We start from the raw sequence: 13,330 nt of genomic DNA on the forward strand, positions 1-13,330 counted from the left end.
TTTTATTTTGGAGCATGTATACTCTGAATTACGGTAAAACAAGGAATTGCTTCACCGGAACGCTTTTCATCGATGGATGAGGAGATACATATTATGCGGTCGTGGCGGAATTGGCAGACGCGCACGGTTCAGGTCCGTGTGGGCTAACCCCCCGTGGAGGTTCGAGTCCTCTCGACCGCATCTACCAAAGAAAGGTTCGTGAATTGCTCTAGGGCAATTCACGAACCTTTCTTTATTTTGTGCATGTTTATTGTAAATCCGTCCATTTGCTGCTGGCCTTCTAATGCTGCCGCTGGCGCAGGATGAATGCCATGATGATCCCGGCAATCGCGCCTGCTATTCCGAACAGTGTAACGCTGGCAATAACTTCAATTGACTGGAGACAAAACAAAAAAGCGATACCGCTGCCAAAGGTGGTCCCAGCGAGAAATCCGAGGGAAATTCCTAATTCTTTGGTTAATTTCATTGCTTCACCTACTTGGGAATGTGAGAATTGGATTTGCAAATATGGGGTACAGGAAGTAAAGTGTGATCAGGAAAATCTTCACATTTTATTTCCTTTTTTTATCTTGTGGTTTTACCCCGTTAATTATGCATCATATCTCATATGGGAGGGTAAGAGCGAATGAATATGAACGAACGAATTGCAGCATGGAATGAGGAAGCACAGCGGTGCGCTTGCGGTCATCAACACCGAGTGGTCGATATGCTTATTCATCTGGAAGCTGGAGCCATTCAGAGGTTGCCTGGTTACTTGTCTGAACAAGGTTACCATCAGGTGACGGTTGTTTATGATCGTCATACGTTTCGGGCGGCCGGATCTGATGTTCTGAACAGTATTCGAGATGCAGGGATGCATGTGGATGAGATCTCTCTACCGGAAAATCGCACGGGTGACATTATTGCGGATGAAGCAGCTATTGTGCAGGTCATGTTGGGTGTGAAACTGGAAAGTCAGGCTGTAATTGCGGTGGGCTCAGGTACCATTCATGATCTGGTGCGATTTGTATGTTCCAAAATGAACAAGCCCTTTCTGTCGATACCAACTGCGGCTTCAGTGGACGGGTTCACCTCTGCAGGTGCACCTTTAATTGTAAGCGGCGTCAAACAGACATTTCAGGCTGTTCCGCCTGAGGCCATCTTTGCGGATATGAATGTCCTGGAGCAAGCTCCCCAAGAGATGACAGCTGCTGGATTCGGAGATATGCTTGGCAAATATACTTCCCTTGCAGACTGGGTTGTTTCCCGTGAGCTGGGAGGAGAACCGTTCTGCCCAGTTGCTTATCGGATGACAGAGGAAGCGCTGTATTCCTGCATAGATCATGTACAAGCTATTGCGGAGGGGCGAGCAGAGGGAGTAGCTGTATTAATGGACGCCTTAATTGTTTCTGGCATCTCCATGTTGATCATTGACCATTCCCGTCCGGCATCCGGAGGTGAGCATCATCTGTCCCACATCTTGGAGATGGATCTGATGCAAGCGGGAGAAAGACCGGTTCTGCATGGCGCCAAAGTTGGTGTAGCTTGTGCATTGCTTACAGTGAAATATAAAGAACTTGCACAGACATCGGATGAAGCGGTGTTTACGATATATAATCATTTGCCGGAGGCTTCTCAGCTCATCGCATGGTTGGAGCAAGTAGGTGGACCTGTAACTACCGAACAACTTGGGGTAACCCCGGAGATGGTGGAGCATGCGTTCAAGACGGCGCATACGCTTCGTCCTCGGTATACCGGGCTGAAATACATTAATGAAGTGTTAAACACGAGGTAAGGGAGAATTTTATAAAATGTTTGTCTTCAAGATTGCGTAAACATAGCTTCTAGAGCGCTATAATGGCTTCCGTTGGGATTGGATTGCAGAGAACGGGGAATGGCCTGACGTTGTCGACAAAAGAGCCAGGAGGCTGCTTCAAGCTCGAGAGGGAAGAGGAACAGGTTTCATTTTAAAAAGGCTCTGGCCTCCTTTGAGGAGATCAGAGCCTTTTGGCTGTTCGCTTATTTAGTTGTTGCGACGATCTTTCAAGATGACATCTGCGAACAAAATAGTTTTCGGGATGCGGAAAAATTGCTCCGCTTGTTCCTGAAACGCAGCGGAAGGCAGTGTTCCCTGATGCAGCCATTTGCGGAAAGTGCCGGGATGAACCCCGATCCAGTGGCTGACATCTGTCACCGACAAATCATGGACCATACACAAGCCTGTCAAAATACGGTTACTAACCGGAGAGCGGGTCACCGTACGCTTCATGAAGCGAGACGACTCGGGTTGACATATGACAGGGCTATTACGCACAACTTCCTCATTAAAGAGGATGTGGCGGGGATAGCCAAGTAATTGGCATGTCTTGTCCAAATTGGTACTGCCGGGTATCCGTCCTTCATATACCCACGCACTGACACTGCGTGAAGAGATGGAGAGGTCTTCTGCAAGCTGGGACAATTTAATGTCATTGGCCATCAGCACGGCAAGAAGAACACGATTGCGGATTTGACAGCGTGTCGGTTTTCGGAATCGTTTAACACGGACGCCTTTTCCCAAGTATTTACGGTTGATCAGAGACCACGCCTGGATGGAATGTTGTTCTGGTTGATTAGGCATATTTCCTCCGATTTTTTTAACCAAATACTACAATAAACAACGGGGTACTTTCAAGTGCCGAGTTTACCTGTTTCAAATGCGTCAATGTGTCAATTCCTGATAAAGAGGGAACTACGAACTAGACCATACGCAATTCACATCCTAGTATATTCCTAGATTACAATGTTTCACTAAAAATGAGGGGGCAAAATGAGCAGTAATAAAGATAATATGGTTCTAATTACTCATTATTAGGTCTAAAGAACTTTTATGTGTTTTTTGTTGATATGATGCGGGTTATTTACCTGAATTCCCCAAAAAACATGGAATGTACTTCACCATATCCAGTAGAAGGTGTGCACAAATCTGAAAGATAAATCCGCAAGTTCAGCATGACATGTGACCTGTCAAATCTCTTACTTTTACATATATTGTAGGGTACTCAAGTGAAGGGAGAGGTGAGGGACGTGAATCTGTCTGTGAATACCTTTGCTGCCATCTCGGGAGCGATTGTTACGTTTGCTTTTGGTGGATGGGATCAATTGCTGAGCCTGCTTGCGGTCGCGATGGCTGTGGATTATATAACAGGTTTGGCAGCGGCGGTTAGAACAGGTACCGGGTTGAATAGCAACATTGGCTTCTGGGGGCTTGCTCGCAAAGGGCTCATGCTGACCGTTGTCTTGCTTGCTCACCGAATTGACCTGATCATGGGAACCGATATTATCAAGGGAGGGGCTATTTACTTCTACCTGGTCAATGAACTGATCTCGATCACTGAAAACTATGCAAGAATTGGTCTTCCATTGCCCGGCAAACTCAGACAGGCCATCGCAGTGTTGAAGAAACAGGAAGATCAGGAGGTTTTGCCTGATCGGAATTGGTCAATTCCGCAAACTCGGGATAGCCTTCAACAGCAGGCTGAAAGAGGACAAACTTCGCAGGATGAATCCGCGAAACAGGTGGATGATGGTTCCCGAGAGAAATCCGAATCGAAAAAAGCTGGTTCGGATTAGTTTTTCTTTTCAAGAGAACGTTTCCAAGTATCCTTTCGCAATAGAGAACGTTATGATATATTTTGGATACATGATAAATTATTCATTTCTACTATTATATTAAACGAGGTGCTTGCCCAAATGATAAAACATATTGTCCTGTTCAAAATGAAAGATCGCTCAGCAGAAAGTATTGAAGCTGCCGCCCAGGTGCTTCGCAATCTGGAAGGAAAAATTGATGTTCTGATTTCGCTTGAAATCGGGATTGATGTTCTTCGCTCGGAGAGATCATTCGATATTTCACTCACGGCGGAGTTTGCTTCACTGGAGGATCTTCAGGCGTATCAGGTGCACCCGCTTCATCAGGAAGTTATCAAGTACATGAATGAAGTCAGAGAACAGTCGATTGCAGTGGACTACGAAATCTGATCTGTATTCAAACTACGTTGAGATAAAGGGGACTCTGCATGAGCGATTTAAGAGACGTTATGGAATTTCTATATATTTTTGTTGTGTTTCTAATCGCTTGTCCTGTGATGATATTCTGGCTTAAGCGAAGAGGGAAACGGAACCGATAACTCACTGGACGGGAAGTGAACCGAATGTATTATGTGAACAGAGAACAGATCGCGCGCCGGCTTGCAGCTGTACCGGAAGTAGCTGAAGGGCTTCGACGGGCATCACAGGCTTGGGATGGCAGTCTCATGCTGGGGATGGTACAGGAGCGATGTCTTCATCTGGCAATTGAGATTGTTACCGATGTGGGAAGTTATCTGATTGACGGCTTCATTATGAGAGATGCGAGCAGCTATGATGATATTATTCAGATTAATTATGAAGAAAAGGTTTTTGACCATTCGACCTATGAGATCTTGCGTCAGCTTGTCACGTTACGCAAACCATTGGTGCAGGATTATTACAGTTGGGAACGGTCTGAGCTCCATCCGCTTAGCGTAGAATTGCCGAGCATACTTGAACATTTTACTACACAGGTTAGCGCCTATGTGGAAACCGAACTTGGTCCTTTCAATGCGGAACAGGCTGAGGGACAGCGTAAGGAATGAGGGAAATCGCATGACAAATGAATCAAATGAATTCAATGAAGTAAATACTGAAAGTAAAGAACCGAATGAAACACCTTCCGGATTCCATCCGGTATATATGGTTGAACTCTTGTTCAGGGAACGTCCCGAGATTGATCGCTTGCGTGTGAAGGAAGCGATGATTCGTCATACCGGACAAGTCCGACTGGATGTGAAACAAGAGAGCGGAGAGCAAGCACATGAGATGCTGGTGTTCTATCATCTGGACCATAAGGTATCCTTTCAGGAAGGGGATATCCCTGCACAGACCTGCATGCTTCCTGTGAATGAAGTTGCAGATCGTGCTCGGTTTGGCGGGGCTGTGCAACAAGCATGGCATTGGCCTGAAGTGGGACAAGTTGTAGAAGCTTCGCGGTACTCCATTCGGATACATGATATGTTTACGGCTGCCATGCCTCGTAAACAGCGCCTGGGCCTGTTTCAGAAGACTGTACTGGCAATCATGGAGAGTGTGACCTGTGATGCACTGTATTGGTATGGCAGTGATAAGCTGGTTGAACCGGAAGCATATACGCAAGCTCAGGAACGTGAGGAACATCTGTATGCAGCTATGAACGTTCGCATGTACCAGGCTGGAGGTACGGAAGAACAGCGTGGATTGGTCATGGATACCGTTGGTTTGTCTGCGTTGGGGGTACCCGATGTACAGTGTCACTTTGTTGGTCTTGATCCCGATACGGTAGCTCAGACCTTACTGGGTGCAGCGTATTACATATTTGATCAGGGGGATGTTCTGCAAGATGGACAGACACTAGGTTCGTCAGGTGGACGTCGCTGGCGTTGTGAACATCAGGCGGCATTGATTGCACCTGGACGATATGTCATTGATTTGGACCCGGGGGATGAGCATGCAGCGGCTGATCTTGAGCCGGCTCGTCAGAATTGAGTTTAAGCCAAGACACTTGGCATCCTTTCAAGAGAGCGCTCAGATTATTTTTAACATTTGGAGTGTCAAGTCAAGCCTGTGCTGCTTATAATGCATCAACAGAGTAGGCATTCGCCCGGATGGCTGAGCGACAGAACGTTGCTTCTGATCCGGTACTTAAACCATAGTTAAGGGAGAGATGTAACGTGAAGGATTCTAACAAAAGCTTGTTGTGGGGAGCTCTTATTGGCTCCGTTGTAGGTTCTGTAACGGCATTGTTGCTGGCGCCGAAATCAGGACGTGAACTTCGTCAGGATATTACAGAAGGTGCTCGTCAGGTATCGGAGAAAGGTCAGGAACTGGCCGGTATCGTGGGAGAACAAAGTTCACAGATTGTATCCAAAGTTAAAGAAACGGCGGATGTCGTGATTCAGGACATTCAATCCTGGCGCAACTGTGCTGAAGGCAAAGAAATTCGCATTTCGGCAGCTATTGTTGATAACGATAGTGATAAAGCAGTTGATAAATCAGGAATTGACATCGTAGCAAAGCTTCCTGCGGATGAGTCCAAGGACGACAACTAAGCAAAGCTTGAGATGAGCAGGCTTTCCTCTTTTGGAGGAGAGCCTGCTTTGTTGCGTGTCCAGTCAAAGATGACGTAGCGCGGATTTAATTTGAACCCCGGGATGAAATCGGGTAAGATGTAGGTACCTTTTTGCCGGAATGTTCATACGGTAGGAAGAAAGCTCTGGGAAATAAACGTGTTGAGAACCAATTCAATGAAGAAGGAAGCGGTGTGTTCGTGCAGCAAGCAATCGCTATATTAGACTCCGGTGTGGGGGGATTGACCGTCGCCAAGGAAGTGATGCGTCAGCTCCCGCGGGAAAAGATCATTTATTTTGGGGATACTGCCCGGACACCGTACGGACCCCGTTCGTCCGAACAAGTAAAACAATTTACGGAACAAATCGTTGATTTCTTGATCCAATTCGATCCGAAGGTTATCGTTATCGCCTGTAACACAGCAACAGCAGCAGCGTTGGAGTATATCCGATCCAAGGTAAATATGCCTGTCATTGGTGTTATACATCCGGGTGCGCGGGCAGCAATCACAGCGACACGTACAGGACGTATTGGTGTGATTGGTACCACGGGAACCATAAGTAGTGGGGCTTATACATCGGCACTCAAGCAGTTGTCCCCCTATATTGATGTGGTCAGTCAGGCTTGTCCGGCGCTGGTGCCGTTGGTGGAACAAGGTGAATTTCGTTCCGAGCACACGACACATACGGTGGAACAATCATTGGGCGAGATCAAACAACAGCCAATAGATTGTCTTATTCTGGGTTGTACGCATTATCCCTTTCTCATGGACACGATTCAGGAGGTTATGGGACAGGAAGTGAAGTTAATCAGTTCGGCAGATGAAACGGCCCGTGAAATTAGTACGATTTTGTATGATAAACGAAAGCTGGCCAGTGGGGATGAGACCCCGGTGCATCAATTTTTCTGCACTGGCGACCCACGCATGTTCCAGAATATCACCCGTCGATGGTTGGGGGAACAGATCTCCAAGACCCCTGTTGTCTGGCAGGTTACGCAATTATCATAGTTATACTCCAATTATCCAAGAAAAAGACTCTTAATTCATGTATTTTGTTGTGAACGATCCCGGAACTGTGAAGTTTCGGGATTTTTCGTCGTGATTTTGGATCAACAGCTGATGAATATGATTCATGTCACATGACGGACAAACTGACCTGCATACATATGTTACATACACGAAGTTGGTGAGATACCGGACAGGAGACCTGTCTTTTCCTGTGGAAAGGAGAGCAACATGGAACTGCAATGGATTATCGTTCAGCGGGGAGATACGTTGCCGCGAATTGCGTCAGCATACCATATGACAAGGGAGTTACTTGCTGCACTGAACCCGGAAGCTGCCTCCCAGCCTTACCTTTTGGCAGGTCAGATGCTGCGTATTGTGCCCGGGACAGGTCGCAGATACGCTGTGCCGCCTGGAGAAAGTGTAGGAGAGATTGCAGGGAGATTTGGTCTGGACGAAGAGGACTTGCGCCAGGCCAATCCTGAAATTACCAGCGTAACCGACTGGGTTGGTCGCTGTATTCATATTCCGGCTACGAATGGAAAAACTATTGTGAAGATTCAGGGAGAGTATGGATATCGAGAATTAATCAAGGATATAGACAAACTGGAGCATCAATACCCGTTTATCGAAACGGGGTCCATTGGAACAAGTGTTATGGGGAAGTCGCTGCCTTATTTACGTATCGGGCATGGGTCGAGACATATCCATGTTAACGCTTCTGTTCATGCCAATGAGTGGCTGACATCAGCAGTTCTGATGAAGTTTATCGAAGAGTATGCCGAAGCGTATAGTACACATGGGACATGGCATCAATACCAGACAGAACGCTGGATGCAAGAGACGTCACTCTGGGCAGTGCCGATGGTTAATCCGGACGGTGTCGAACTGGTTCAGGAAGGTGTGGTCAATCAGCACTCACATGCACAGCAGTTGTTAGGCTGGAATGCGGGCAGAGCAAATTTCACCCATTGGAAGGCGAACATCAGAGGAGTTGATCTGAATGATCAATTTCCCGCCCATTGGGATGAAGAGGCAGCGAGAAGAGGTGTGACCTCACCTGGGCCTAGAGATTATGCAGGAACGGCTCCATTGACAGAACCGGAGGCACAGGCGCTTGCGCGATGGACGCAGCAACACACATTCGATGCGGTTGTGTCCCTGCATAGTCAGGGACAGGAAATCTATTGGAACTATCGTGATCTGGAACCCAGAGAGAGTGCACCGCTATCGCGTAGACTCGCCAAAGCCTCCGGTTACAAAGCGGTGAAGCTTGGTGGAAGTGATGCCGGATACAAAGACTGGTTTATCCAAGCGTTTGGTAAACCCGGCTTCACGGTGGAAGTGGGTTTGGGTGTTAATCCGCTTCCCGTAGAACAGTTTGATGATATCTGTATTGAGGTCGGCATGCTGCTGGCTGAACTGTTAACCAATGGGTAATGTGGTTAAGACTTGGTTGTGAAGCTGTGAAACTTAACAGTAGATCATTCGTATAACAGGAACGGAGCTGCGCGCGACGTTCCGTTTTTATTTTTTTGTATTTTTTATATTTTTTATATTTTTAATCGCAATATGCATTGTTCGTTCTGGATGGTTTTCGAACGGGTAATGAAGGATGCGCCCTTTTCGGCGACATAAATGATTATACGGAGGGATTCGAATGAAGTGGAGAAGACTGCTGTCGTTCAAACGATGGACACAAGTTTTCAAAAGGCTCCCCCGGCTGCTCCGGGCTCCGCAGATTCCTTTGGGAGAGAAGCTGTTGTTTATTATTCCGGCCCTATTGTATTGGGTTCTTCCGGACGTGATGCCGTTTATGCCCATTGATGATATCGGGGTTACTTTGATTCTGATGAACTGGTTTGTAAGCCGCGCAGAACGTAAATATCCCGTGCTTCAGGATGGGGCACCTTCTTAATTTGCAGCCCAGTGGATCATTTTAACAGTGAATTCGCATCAATGTTATTGCGAAGAGCGGTAACTTTCTTTACAATAGATGCTGTAGTTTAAGAATGCTGAAATTGTTGAAACCTGCAATTACAATATAGGAGATGAAGAGAATGAACTGCAAAATTACGCGTAATGCTGCTAAAGTATTGAAGCTTGAATTGGACAAGCCGGAGAACGAAGGAAAAAAACTGCGCGTTGTTATCACACATGCACATGGTGACCATGCTCACTACGGACTTGATCTCGACACGCCAAAAGAAAATGATACGGTTGTATCTACCGATAAAGAGATTGATGTCATCCTTGCGAATGATCAGCCTATGTTGAACGGTGTTAAAATTGACTATCTCTACTTCCCGGAAGAGGGATTCGTTATTACGAATCCGTCCCAAGGCAATCACGGCGACCACTAAGGGCGCGAAGAAGGGGAACCCATGGCTAACGATATCCGCGTATGCGAAAAGTGTAATCATGTCCGACTGAAATCGATTGTGCCCAAGTTGCAAAAAATGGCTCCAGACACGGAGATCAAGATTGGGTGCAAATCCTATTGCGGTCCTTGCGCGAAACGTGCATTTGTCTTTATTAACGGTCGGTATATCAGTGCTCCGACAGAAGAAGAAGTGCTCGTCAAAGTCGCAAAGTTCGTCAAGTAAAGGATATAAGGGTTTTACAAGGTGGATGGGGAAACTGCCCACACACCGGAAAGGAGAGGCGACGCGCCTCTCCTTTTTGGCGTTTGAATCGTAGGGAGAGAAATTTGTTACTCCATAGCGCCTTTGATCATTTCAGTAATCTGGAAGGAATCTTCTCGAACTTCAATGGCAATCACGGTAGTATCCTTTTTCAGAAAATGTACATGTCCCAGTCGTTCTTCCTCCAATTCCACCCAACCTGCATCCGCTAACTTCTGAAAATAATCCATTGGGGGGTATAGTCCTTGTTCGCCGCCAATATGTTTCAGCTCATACTTAACGCCTTTTTTGAGGGTGGGGTGATCGGAATAAGCAATGTTTTCGATAAGCTTTGCATTGGATGGAACTGGGATATCAGCGTTAATGGAAGATCCAGTGTATCCTTCTATCTCGTATGTTGCAGGAGCGCAGCCTTGTATCCAAATGAGCAGGGGCAACAGGCAGAGTATCAGTACTATTTTCTTCATATGAATTCCTCCCGTTCGGCATGATTACCTAATAAACGTAGCCAAATCGATTAAAGTTACGATATAAACACAAAAGAAGAATAAGGAAGGCTTGTGTTATCCATCCTATAGGGGTAACAGGAACATGATAATCCCAAGGAGGAATACTCATGCCGAAGCGTTATGATTCCAGTTTGCAAGCCGATACCACCGTATCTCAGGCGCAAAATGCGGTGAACAAGCTTCATTATGCTGTATCTCAGGCCATGTCTCATCCGACGGCACAAACAATTGTACAGGCGGAACGTCGTCTGGCACATACGGAGCAGGCGATGCGTCAAGCAGAGCTTTCACTCGGAGGACAAGGTGTTGAGTTGGCAGAAGAGATGTTCATCGAGGAGAAGAGAAGATTGAATTCAATCCAGAGTCAGCACGGTCAAGGGAATTTATAACGTTCCTGTCACAACAGAACCCGCAGAGACGCAATGCTTTGCGGGTTTTTCTTGTCTTTTTGTAATGACTCCCAATGCATGGGTCTGGTTCGACAACGTGTCGAATGGTCGCTTAAAATTCTGTGAGAAGGTTAATAGAACAAGAGCAGGCAAAATTCCATACGGGAGGTACAGAATGACAAAACATATTACAGATTGTACGATTCTGAACAACGGAGTAACGATGCCATGGCTAGGATTTGGAACATATAAAGCAAAAGGTAAGGAAGTACAACAGGCGGTTGAGACCGCTTTGGAGGTTGGATATCGCAGTATTGATACCGCGTCCATCTATGGCAATGAGGAAGAAGTGGGACAAGCTATTGCAAGCAGTGGTGTTGCCCGTAATGAACTGTTTGTAACGACCAAGCTCTGGAATGAGGATCAGGGATTTGATTCAACGTTGAGAGCATTTGAAGCTAGTCAGAAGGCACTGGGACTGAATGTGATTGATCTTTACTTAATTCACTGGCCTGGCAGAGACCAGTATAAGGAGACGTGGAGAGCATTCGAACGTCTATATAGCGAAGGAAGCATCCGCGCAATTGGTGTGAGTAATTTCCAAGTACACCATTTGCAAGATATCATAGATGAAGGCGGCACGGTGCCAGCAGTGAACCAGGTTGAATTGCATCCGGGTCTGATTCAACAAGAACTTCAGGATTTCTGCGGGGCGCAGGGAATTCAGCTGGAGGCTTGGAGCCCGATTATGAAAGGTAAGCTGAACCAAGAGTCGACCCTCAAAGCGCTGGCCCAGAAATATGGGAAAACGCCGGCACAGATTATTCTGCGTTGGGACATTCAGAATCAGATTGTGACGATTCCGAAGTCGGTTACTCCGGAGCGTATTCGTGAGAATGCGGACATCTTTGACTTTGAATTAACACCGGATGAATTGAAACAGATTGATGCGCTGGATTCGGATAAACGCACGGGCCCGCATCCGGATCAACTGTTTTGGGATTAAGTGGGTGGCGCTAATTGAATACAGTGTTTGACGAACTACTTGTGTTTGTTCCGGTTACGGAATCGTTCTTCCGATCGCTGTTGTCTCCAAATTTTTTTGATTCCTCTTTTCAGAGGATAAAATTCGGAGACAGCTTATGCTTCCGATGTAGCTTTCTTGCAGAAAGCTTTCAGGCGAACGCTTCGCTTCTTCAGAATCGATTCCGTCTCCTCCACAGTAACTGTTCATCAAACACGAAAATATACAATGAGCTAAGTTGTGCATAGTATAAACAAAAGCAGCGGGATCAGGGAAATATACCCTAGATCCTGCTGCTTTTTCGTGTGAATTGGTTTAATTTTTTTTCGGAACTGCGCAGCCGTCATCTGTGCAGACACCGTTGCCGTCAGCTTCGGTTGTGTTGGACTCTACCATGGTGAACGGGGAACGTTCGTCCCAAGCTTTCTGAATGGCATCCAGGAATACCTCGTCCGGCTGAGCGCCAGATACAGCGAACTTGCGGTCGAATACGAAGAACGGTACACCACGGATGCCCAGTTGCTCTCCTTCCGCTTGGTCAGCGCGGACATTGTCCGTGAATTGATCACTGGACAGCACTGCCGTAGCTGCATCTCGATCCAAGCCGACATCCTCTGCTAACTGAGCCAACACTTCAGGGTCTCCTGAGTGTTTGCCTTCGATGAATACTGCTTGGAAAATCCGCTCACTCAGTTCAAGCGCTTTGCCTTGTGTATCTGCCCAATGTGTCAATCGGTGAGCGGAGAAAGAGTTGGTAGGGATCATGGCATCAATATTGTATTCCAGTCCCGCTGTGCGAGCATTGGCATTCATCTGAGCATTCATGCCTTGGGCCTGCTCCACACTAATGTTATATTTGGATGCCAAATATTCCGTATTGGTTTTGCCTGGGTTCAATGCAGCATTCGGATCAAGCTCGAAGCTTTTGAATTGCAGCTTCACTTCATCACGATGTGGAAACTGTTGCAATACATTCTCCAGGCGACGTTTACCGATATAACAGAATGGGCACAGGAAATCAGACCATATCTCAATATTCATTATGTTAAAACCTCCATTATTCTTTAGTTGAAACTACTATAGTTACAATTATAAAGCCACTTTCTATAATTCGCAAGAAGATTACGATTTATCCCGATATGCCTTGGACCAATGATAAGGCTGGATCTCATCGAGTCTCTTGAAGACCAGTTGACCATCAGGGTCGTATACAGCAGCTTTAACTTCTTCACCCCAGTAAAATAATCGTTCCTGGCATACGCCACAAGGTGTAAGGACCTTGAATTCAGAATGCTCGTCATCACGAGCGATACAGAGGGAGTGGGTGACACGTTCGTTCAATTTGTGGGCTTCCAGATAAGCCCCTGTTTCCATACACAGATGCGTGGCATCATTGATAACCTCTGGCGCTACGCTAATCAGCAGGGAACCAGCTTCGGTATAGACGGCGCCCGCACCGCCCCATCCCTGAGGATAACGTTGCTTCACAAAGGCGGCGGCTGCATCGAACAATTGTTGTTCAATATGGAGTGGTTCAGTGTGTGATGTCATGTAATGAAAGTTCTCCTTTTTAAAATCCAATTTACTTCATCTTATGTTTGTTTTAGCTTGTCATT

General features: G+C 46.5%; 17 protein-coding genes, 1 tRNA gene and 1 pseudogene. 14 read left to right on the forward strand and 5 right to left on the reverse strand.

Annotated features, from left to right (window positions below; translation table 11 throughout):
• Nucleotides 1-95: 95 nt before the first annotated feature.
• Nucleotides 96-180 (forward strand) — tRNA-Leu (locus tag ACTHPG_RS05040).
• A 100-nt stretch (nt 181-280) separates the two neighbouring features.
• On the opposite strand, the gene ACTHPG_RS05045 is transcribed toward ACTHPG_RS05040, so the two are convergent.
• Nucleotides 281-466, reverse strand: coding sequence for a hypothetical protein (locus ACTHPG_RS05045; protein WP_440388041.1), 186 nt, complete (start codon nt 464-466; stop codon nt 281-283).
• Nucleotides 467-625: 159 nt separating this feature from the next.
• On the opposite strand from ACTHPG_RS05045, the gene ACTHPG_RS05050 reads away from it, so the two are divergent.
• Nucleotides 626-1,774, forward strand: a complete 1,149-nt coding sequence (locus ACTHPG_RS05050) for a sn-glycerol-1-phosphate dehydrogenase (RefSeq protein WP_440388042.1) — start codon at nt 626-628, stop codon at nt 1,772-1,774.
• A 228-nt stretch (nt 1,775-2,002) separates the two neighbouring features.
• Here ACTHPG_RS05050 and ACTHPG_RS05055 read toward each other — a convergent pair whose 3' ends face one another.
• Complete coding sequence (locus tag ACTHPG_RS05055) at nt 2,003-2,599, reverse strand: helix-turn-helix domain-containing protein (protein ID WP_017689431.1); 597 nt, start codon at nt 2,597-2,599, stop codon at nt 2,003-2,005.
• Nucleotides 2,600-3,045: 446 nt separating this feature from the next.
• On the opposite strand from ACTHPG_RS05055, the pseudogene ACTHPG_RS05060 reads away from it, so the two are divergent.
• The 10 genes and pseudogenes from ACTHPG_RS05060 to ACTHPG_RS05105 form a co-directional block, all read left to right on the forward strand.
• Nucleotides 3,046-3,429: pseudogene (locus ACTHPG_RS05060) on the forward strand (phage holin family protein); the annotation flags it as partial.
• A 282-nt stretch (nt 3,430-3,711) separates the two neighbouring features.
• The gene (locus ACTHPG_RS05065) at nt 3,712-3,999 is read left to right on the forward strand and encodes a Dabb family protein (RefSeq protein ID WP_278295891.1); all 288 of its coding nucleotides are present in this window, start codon (nt 3,712-3,714) and stop codon (nt 3,997-3,999) included.
• Nucleotides 4,000-4,172: 173 nt separating this feature from the next.
• The gene (locus ACTHPG_RS05070) at nt 4,173-4,634 is read left to right on the forward strand and encodes a DUF86 domain-containing protein (RefSeq protein WP_440388043.1); all 462 of its coding nucleotides are present in this window, start codon (nt 4,173-4,175) and stop codon (nt 4,632-4,634) included.
• Nucleotides 4,635-4,644: 10 nt separating this feature from the next.
• Nucleotides 4,645-5,559 (forward strand): DUF4261 domain-containing protein, encoded by a 915-nt coding sequence (locus tag ACTHPG_RS05075; RefSeq protein WP_440388044.1) that lies wholly within the window; start codon nt 4,645-4,647, stop codon nt 5,557-5,559.
• 185 nt (nt 5,560-5,744) lie between these two features.
• On the forward strand, nt 5,745-6,122 hold the full coding sequence (locus tag ACTHPG_RS05080) for a YtxH domain-containing protein (RefSeq protein WP_440388045.1): 378 nt from the start codon (nt 5,745-5,747) through the stop codon (nt 6,120-6,122).
• Between the two features lie 218 nt (nt 6,123-6,340).
• Complete coding sequence (gene racE / locus ACTHPG_RS05085; protein WP_421897268.1) at nt 6,341-7,150, forward strand: glutamate racemase; 810 nt, start codon at nt 6,341-6,343, stop codon at nt 7,148-7,150.
• Nucleotides 7,151-7,378: 228 nt separating this feature from the next.
• A complete protein-coding gene (locus ACTHPG_RS05090) occupies nt 7,379-8,587 on the forward strand; it encodes a M14 family zinc carboxypeptidase (RefSeq protein WP_440388046.1) in 1,209 nt (402 codons plus the stop codon).
• A 220-nt stretch (nt 8,588-8,807) separates the two neighbouring features.
• On the forward strand, nt 8,808-9,065 hold the full coding sequence (locus ACTHPG_RS05095; RefSeq protein ID WP_440388047.1) for a hypothetical protein: 258 nt from the start codon (nt 8,808-8,810) through the stop codon (nt 9,063-9,065).
• Between the two features lie 142 nt (nt 9,066-9,207).
• Nucleotides 9,208-9,510, forward strand: coding sequence for an iron-sulfur cluster assembly accessory protein (locus ACTHPG_RS05100; protein ID WP_440388048.1), 303 nt, complete (start codon nt 9,208-9,210; stop codon nt 9,508-9,510).
• Between the two features lie 21 nt (nt 9,511-9,531).
• Nucleotides 9,532-9,753 (forward strand): DUF1450 domain-containing protein, encoded by a 222-nt coding sequence (locus tag ACTHPG_RS05105; protein WP_091032287.1) that lies wholly within the window; start codon nt 9,532-9,534, stop codon nt 9,751-9,753.
• Between the two features lie 107 nt (nt 9,754-9,860).
• On the opposite strand, the gene ACTHPG_RS05110 is transcribed toward ACTHPG_RS05105, so the two are convergent.
• Nucleotides 9,861-10,259: a hypothetical protein gene (locus ACTHPG_RS05110; RefSeq protein WP_440388049.1), complete on the reverse strand. Its 399-nt coding sequence runs from the start codon at nt 10,257-10,259 to the stop codon at nt 9,861-9,863.
• 149 nt (nt 10,260-10,408) lie between these two features.
• On the opposite strand from ACTHPG_RS05110, the gene ACTHPG_RS05115 reads away from it, so the two are divergent.
• Together ACTHPG_RS05115 and ACTHPG_RS05120 are read left to right on the forward strand one after the other, a co-directional pair.
• Complete coding sequence (locus ACTHPG_RS05115; RefSeq protein ID WP_076209046.1) at nt 10,409-10,690, forward strand: hypothetical protein; 282 nt, start codon at nt 10,409-10,411, stop codon at nt 10,688-10,690.
• 175 nt (nt 10,691-10,865) lie between these two features.
• Nucleotides 10,866-11,696 (forward strand): aldo/keto reductase, encoded by an 831-nt coding sequence (locus ACTHPG_RS05120; protein ID WP_076249922.1) that lies wholly within the window; start codon nt 10,866-10,868, stop codon nt 11,694-11,696.
• A 333-nt stretch (nt 11,697-12,029) separates the two neighbouring features.
• On the opposite strand, the gene ACTHPG_RS05125 is transcribed toward ACTHPG_RS05120, so the two are convergent.
• Nucleotides 12,030-12,755, reverse strand: a complete 726-nt coding sequence (locus ACTHPG_RS05125; protein ID WP_440388050.1) for a DsbA family oxidoreductase — start codon at nt 12,753-12,755, stop codon at nt 12,030-12,032.
• Between the two features lie 81 nt (nt 12,756-12,836).
• Nucleotides 12,837-13,265: a cytidine deaminase gene (locus tag ACTHPG_RS05130; protein WP_440388051.1), complete on the reverse strand. Its 429-nt coding sequence runs from the start codon at nt 13,263-13,265 to the stop codon at nt 12,837-12,839.
• Nucleotides 13,266-13,330 lie beyond the last annotated feature (65 nt).

Origin of the sequence: Paenibacillus sp. SAF-068 (assembly GCF_051967555.1) — a bacterium.
In the GTDB taxonomy this organism is placed as follows: Bacteria; Bacillota; Bacilli; order Paenibacillales; family Paenibacillaceae; genus Paenibacillus.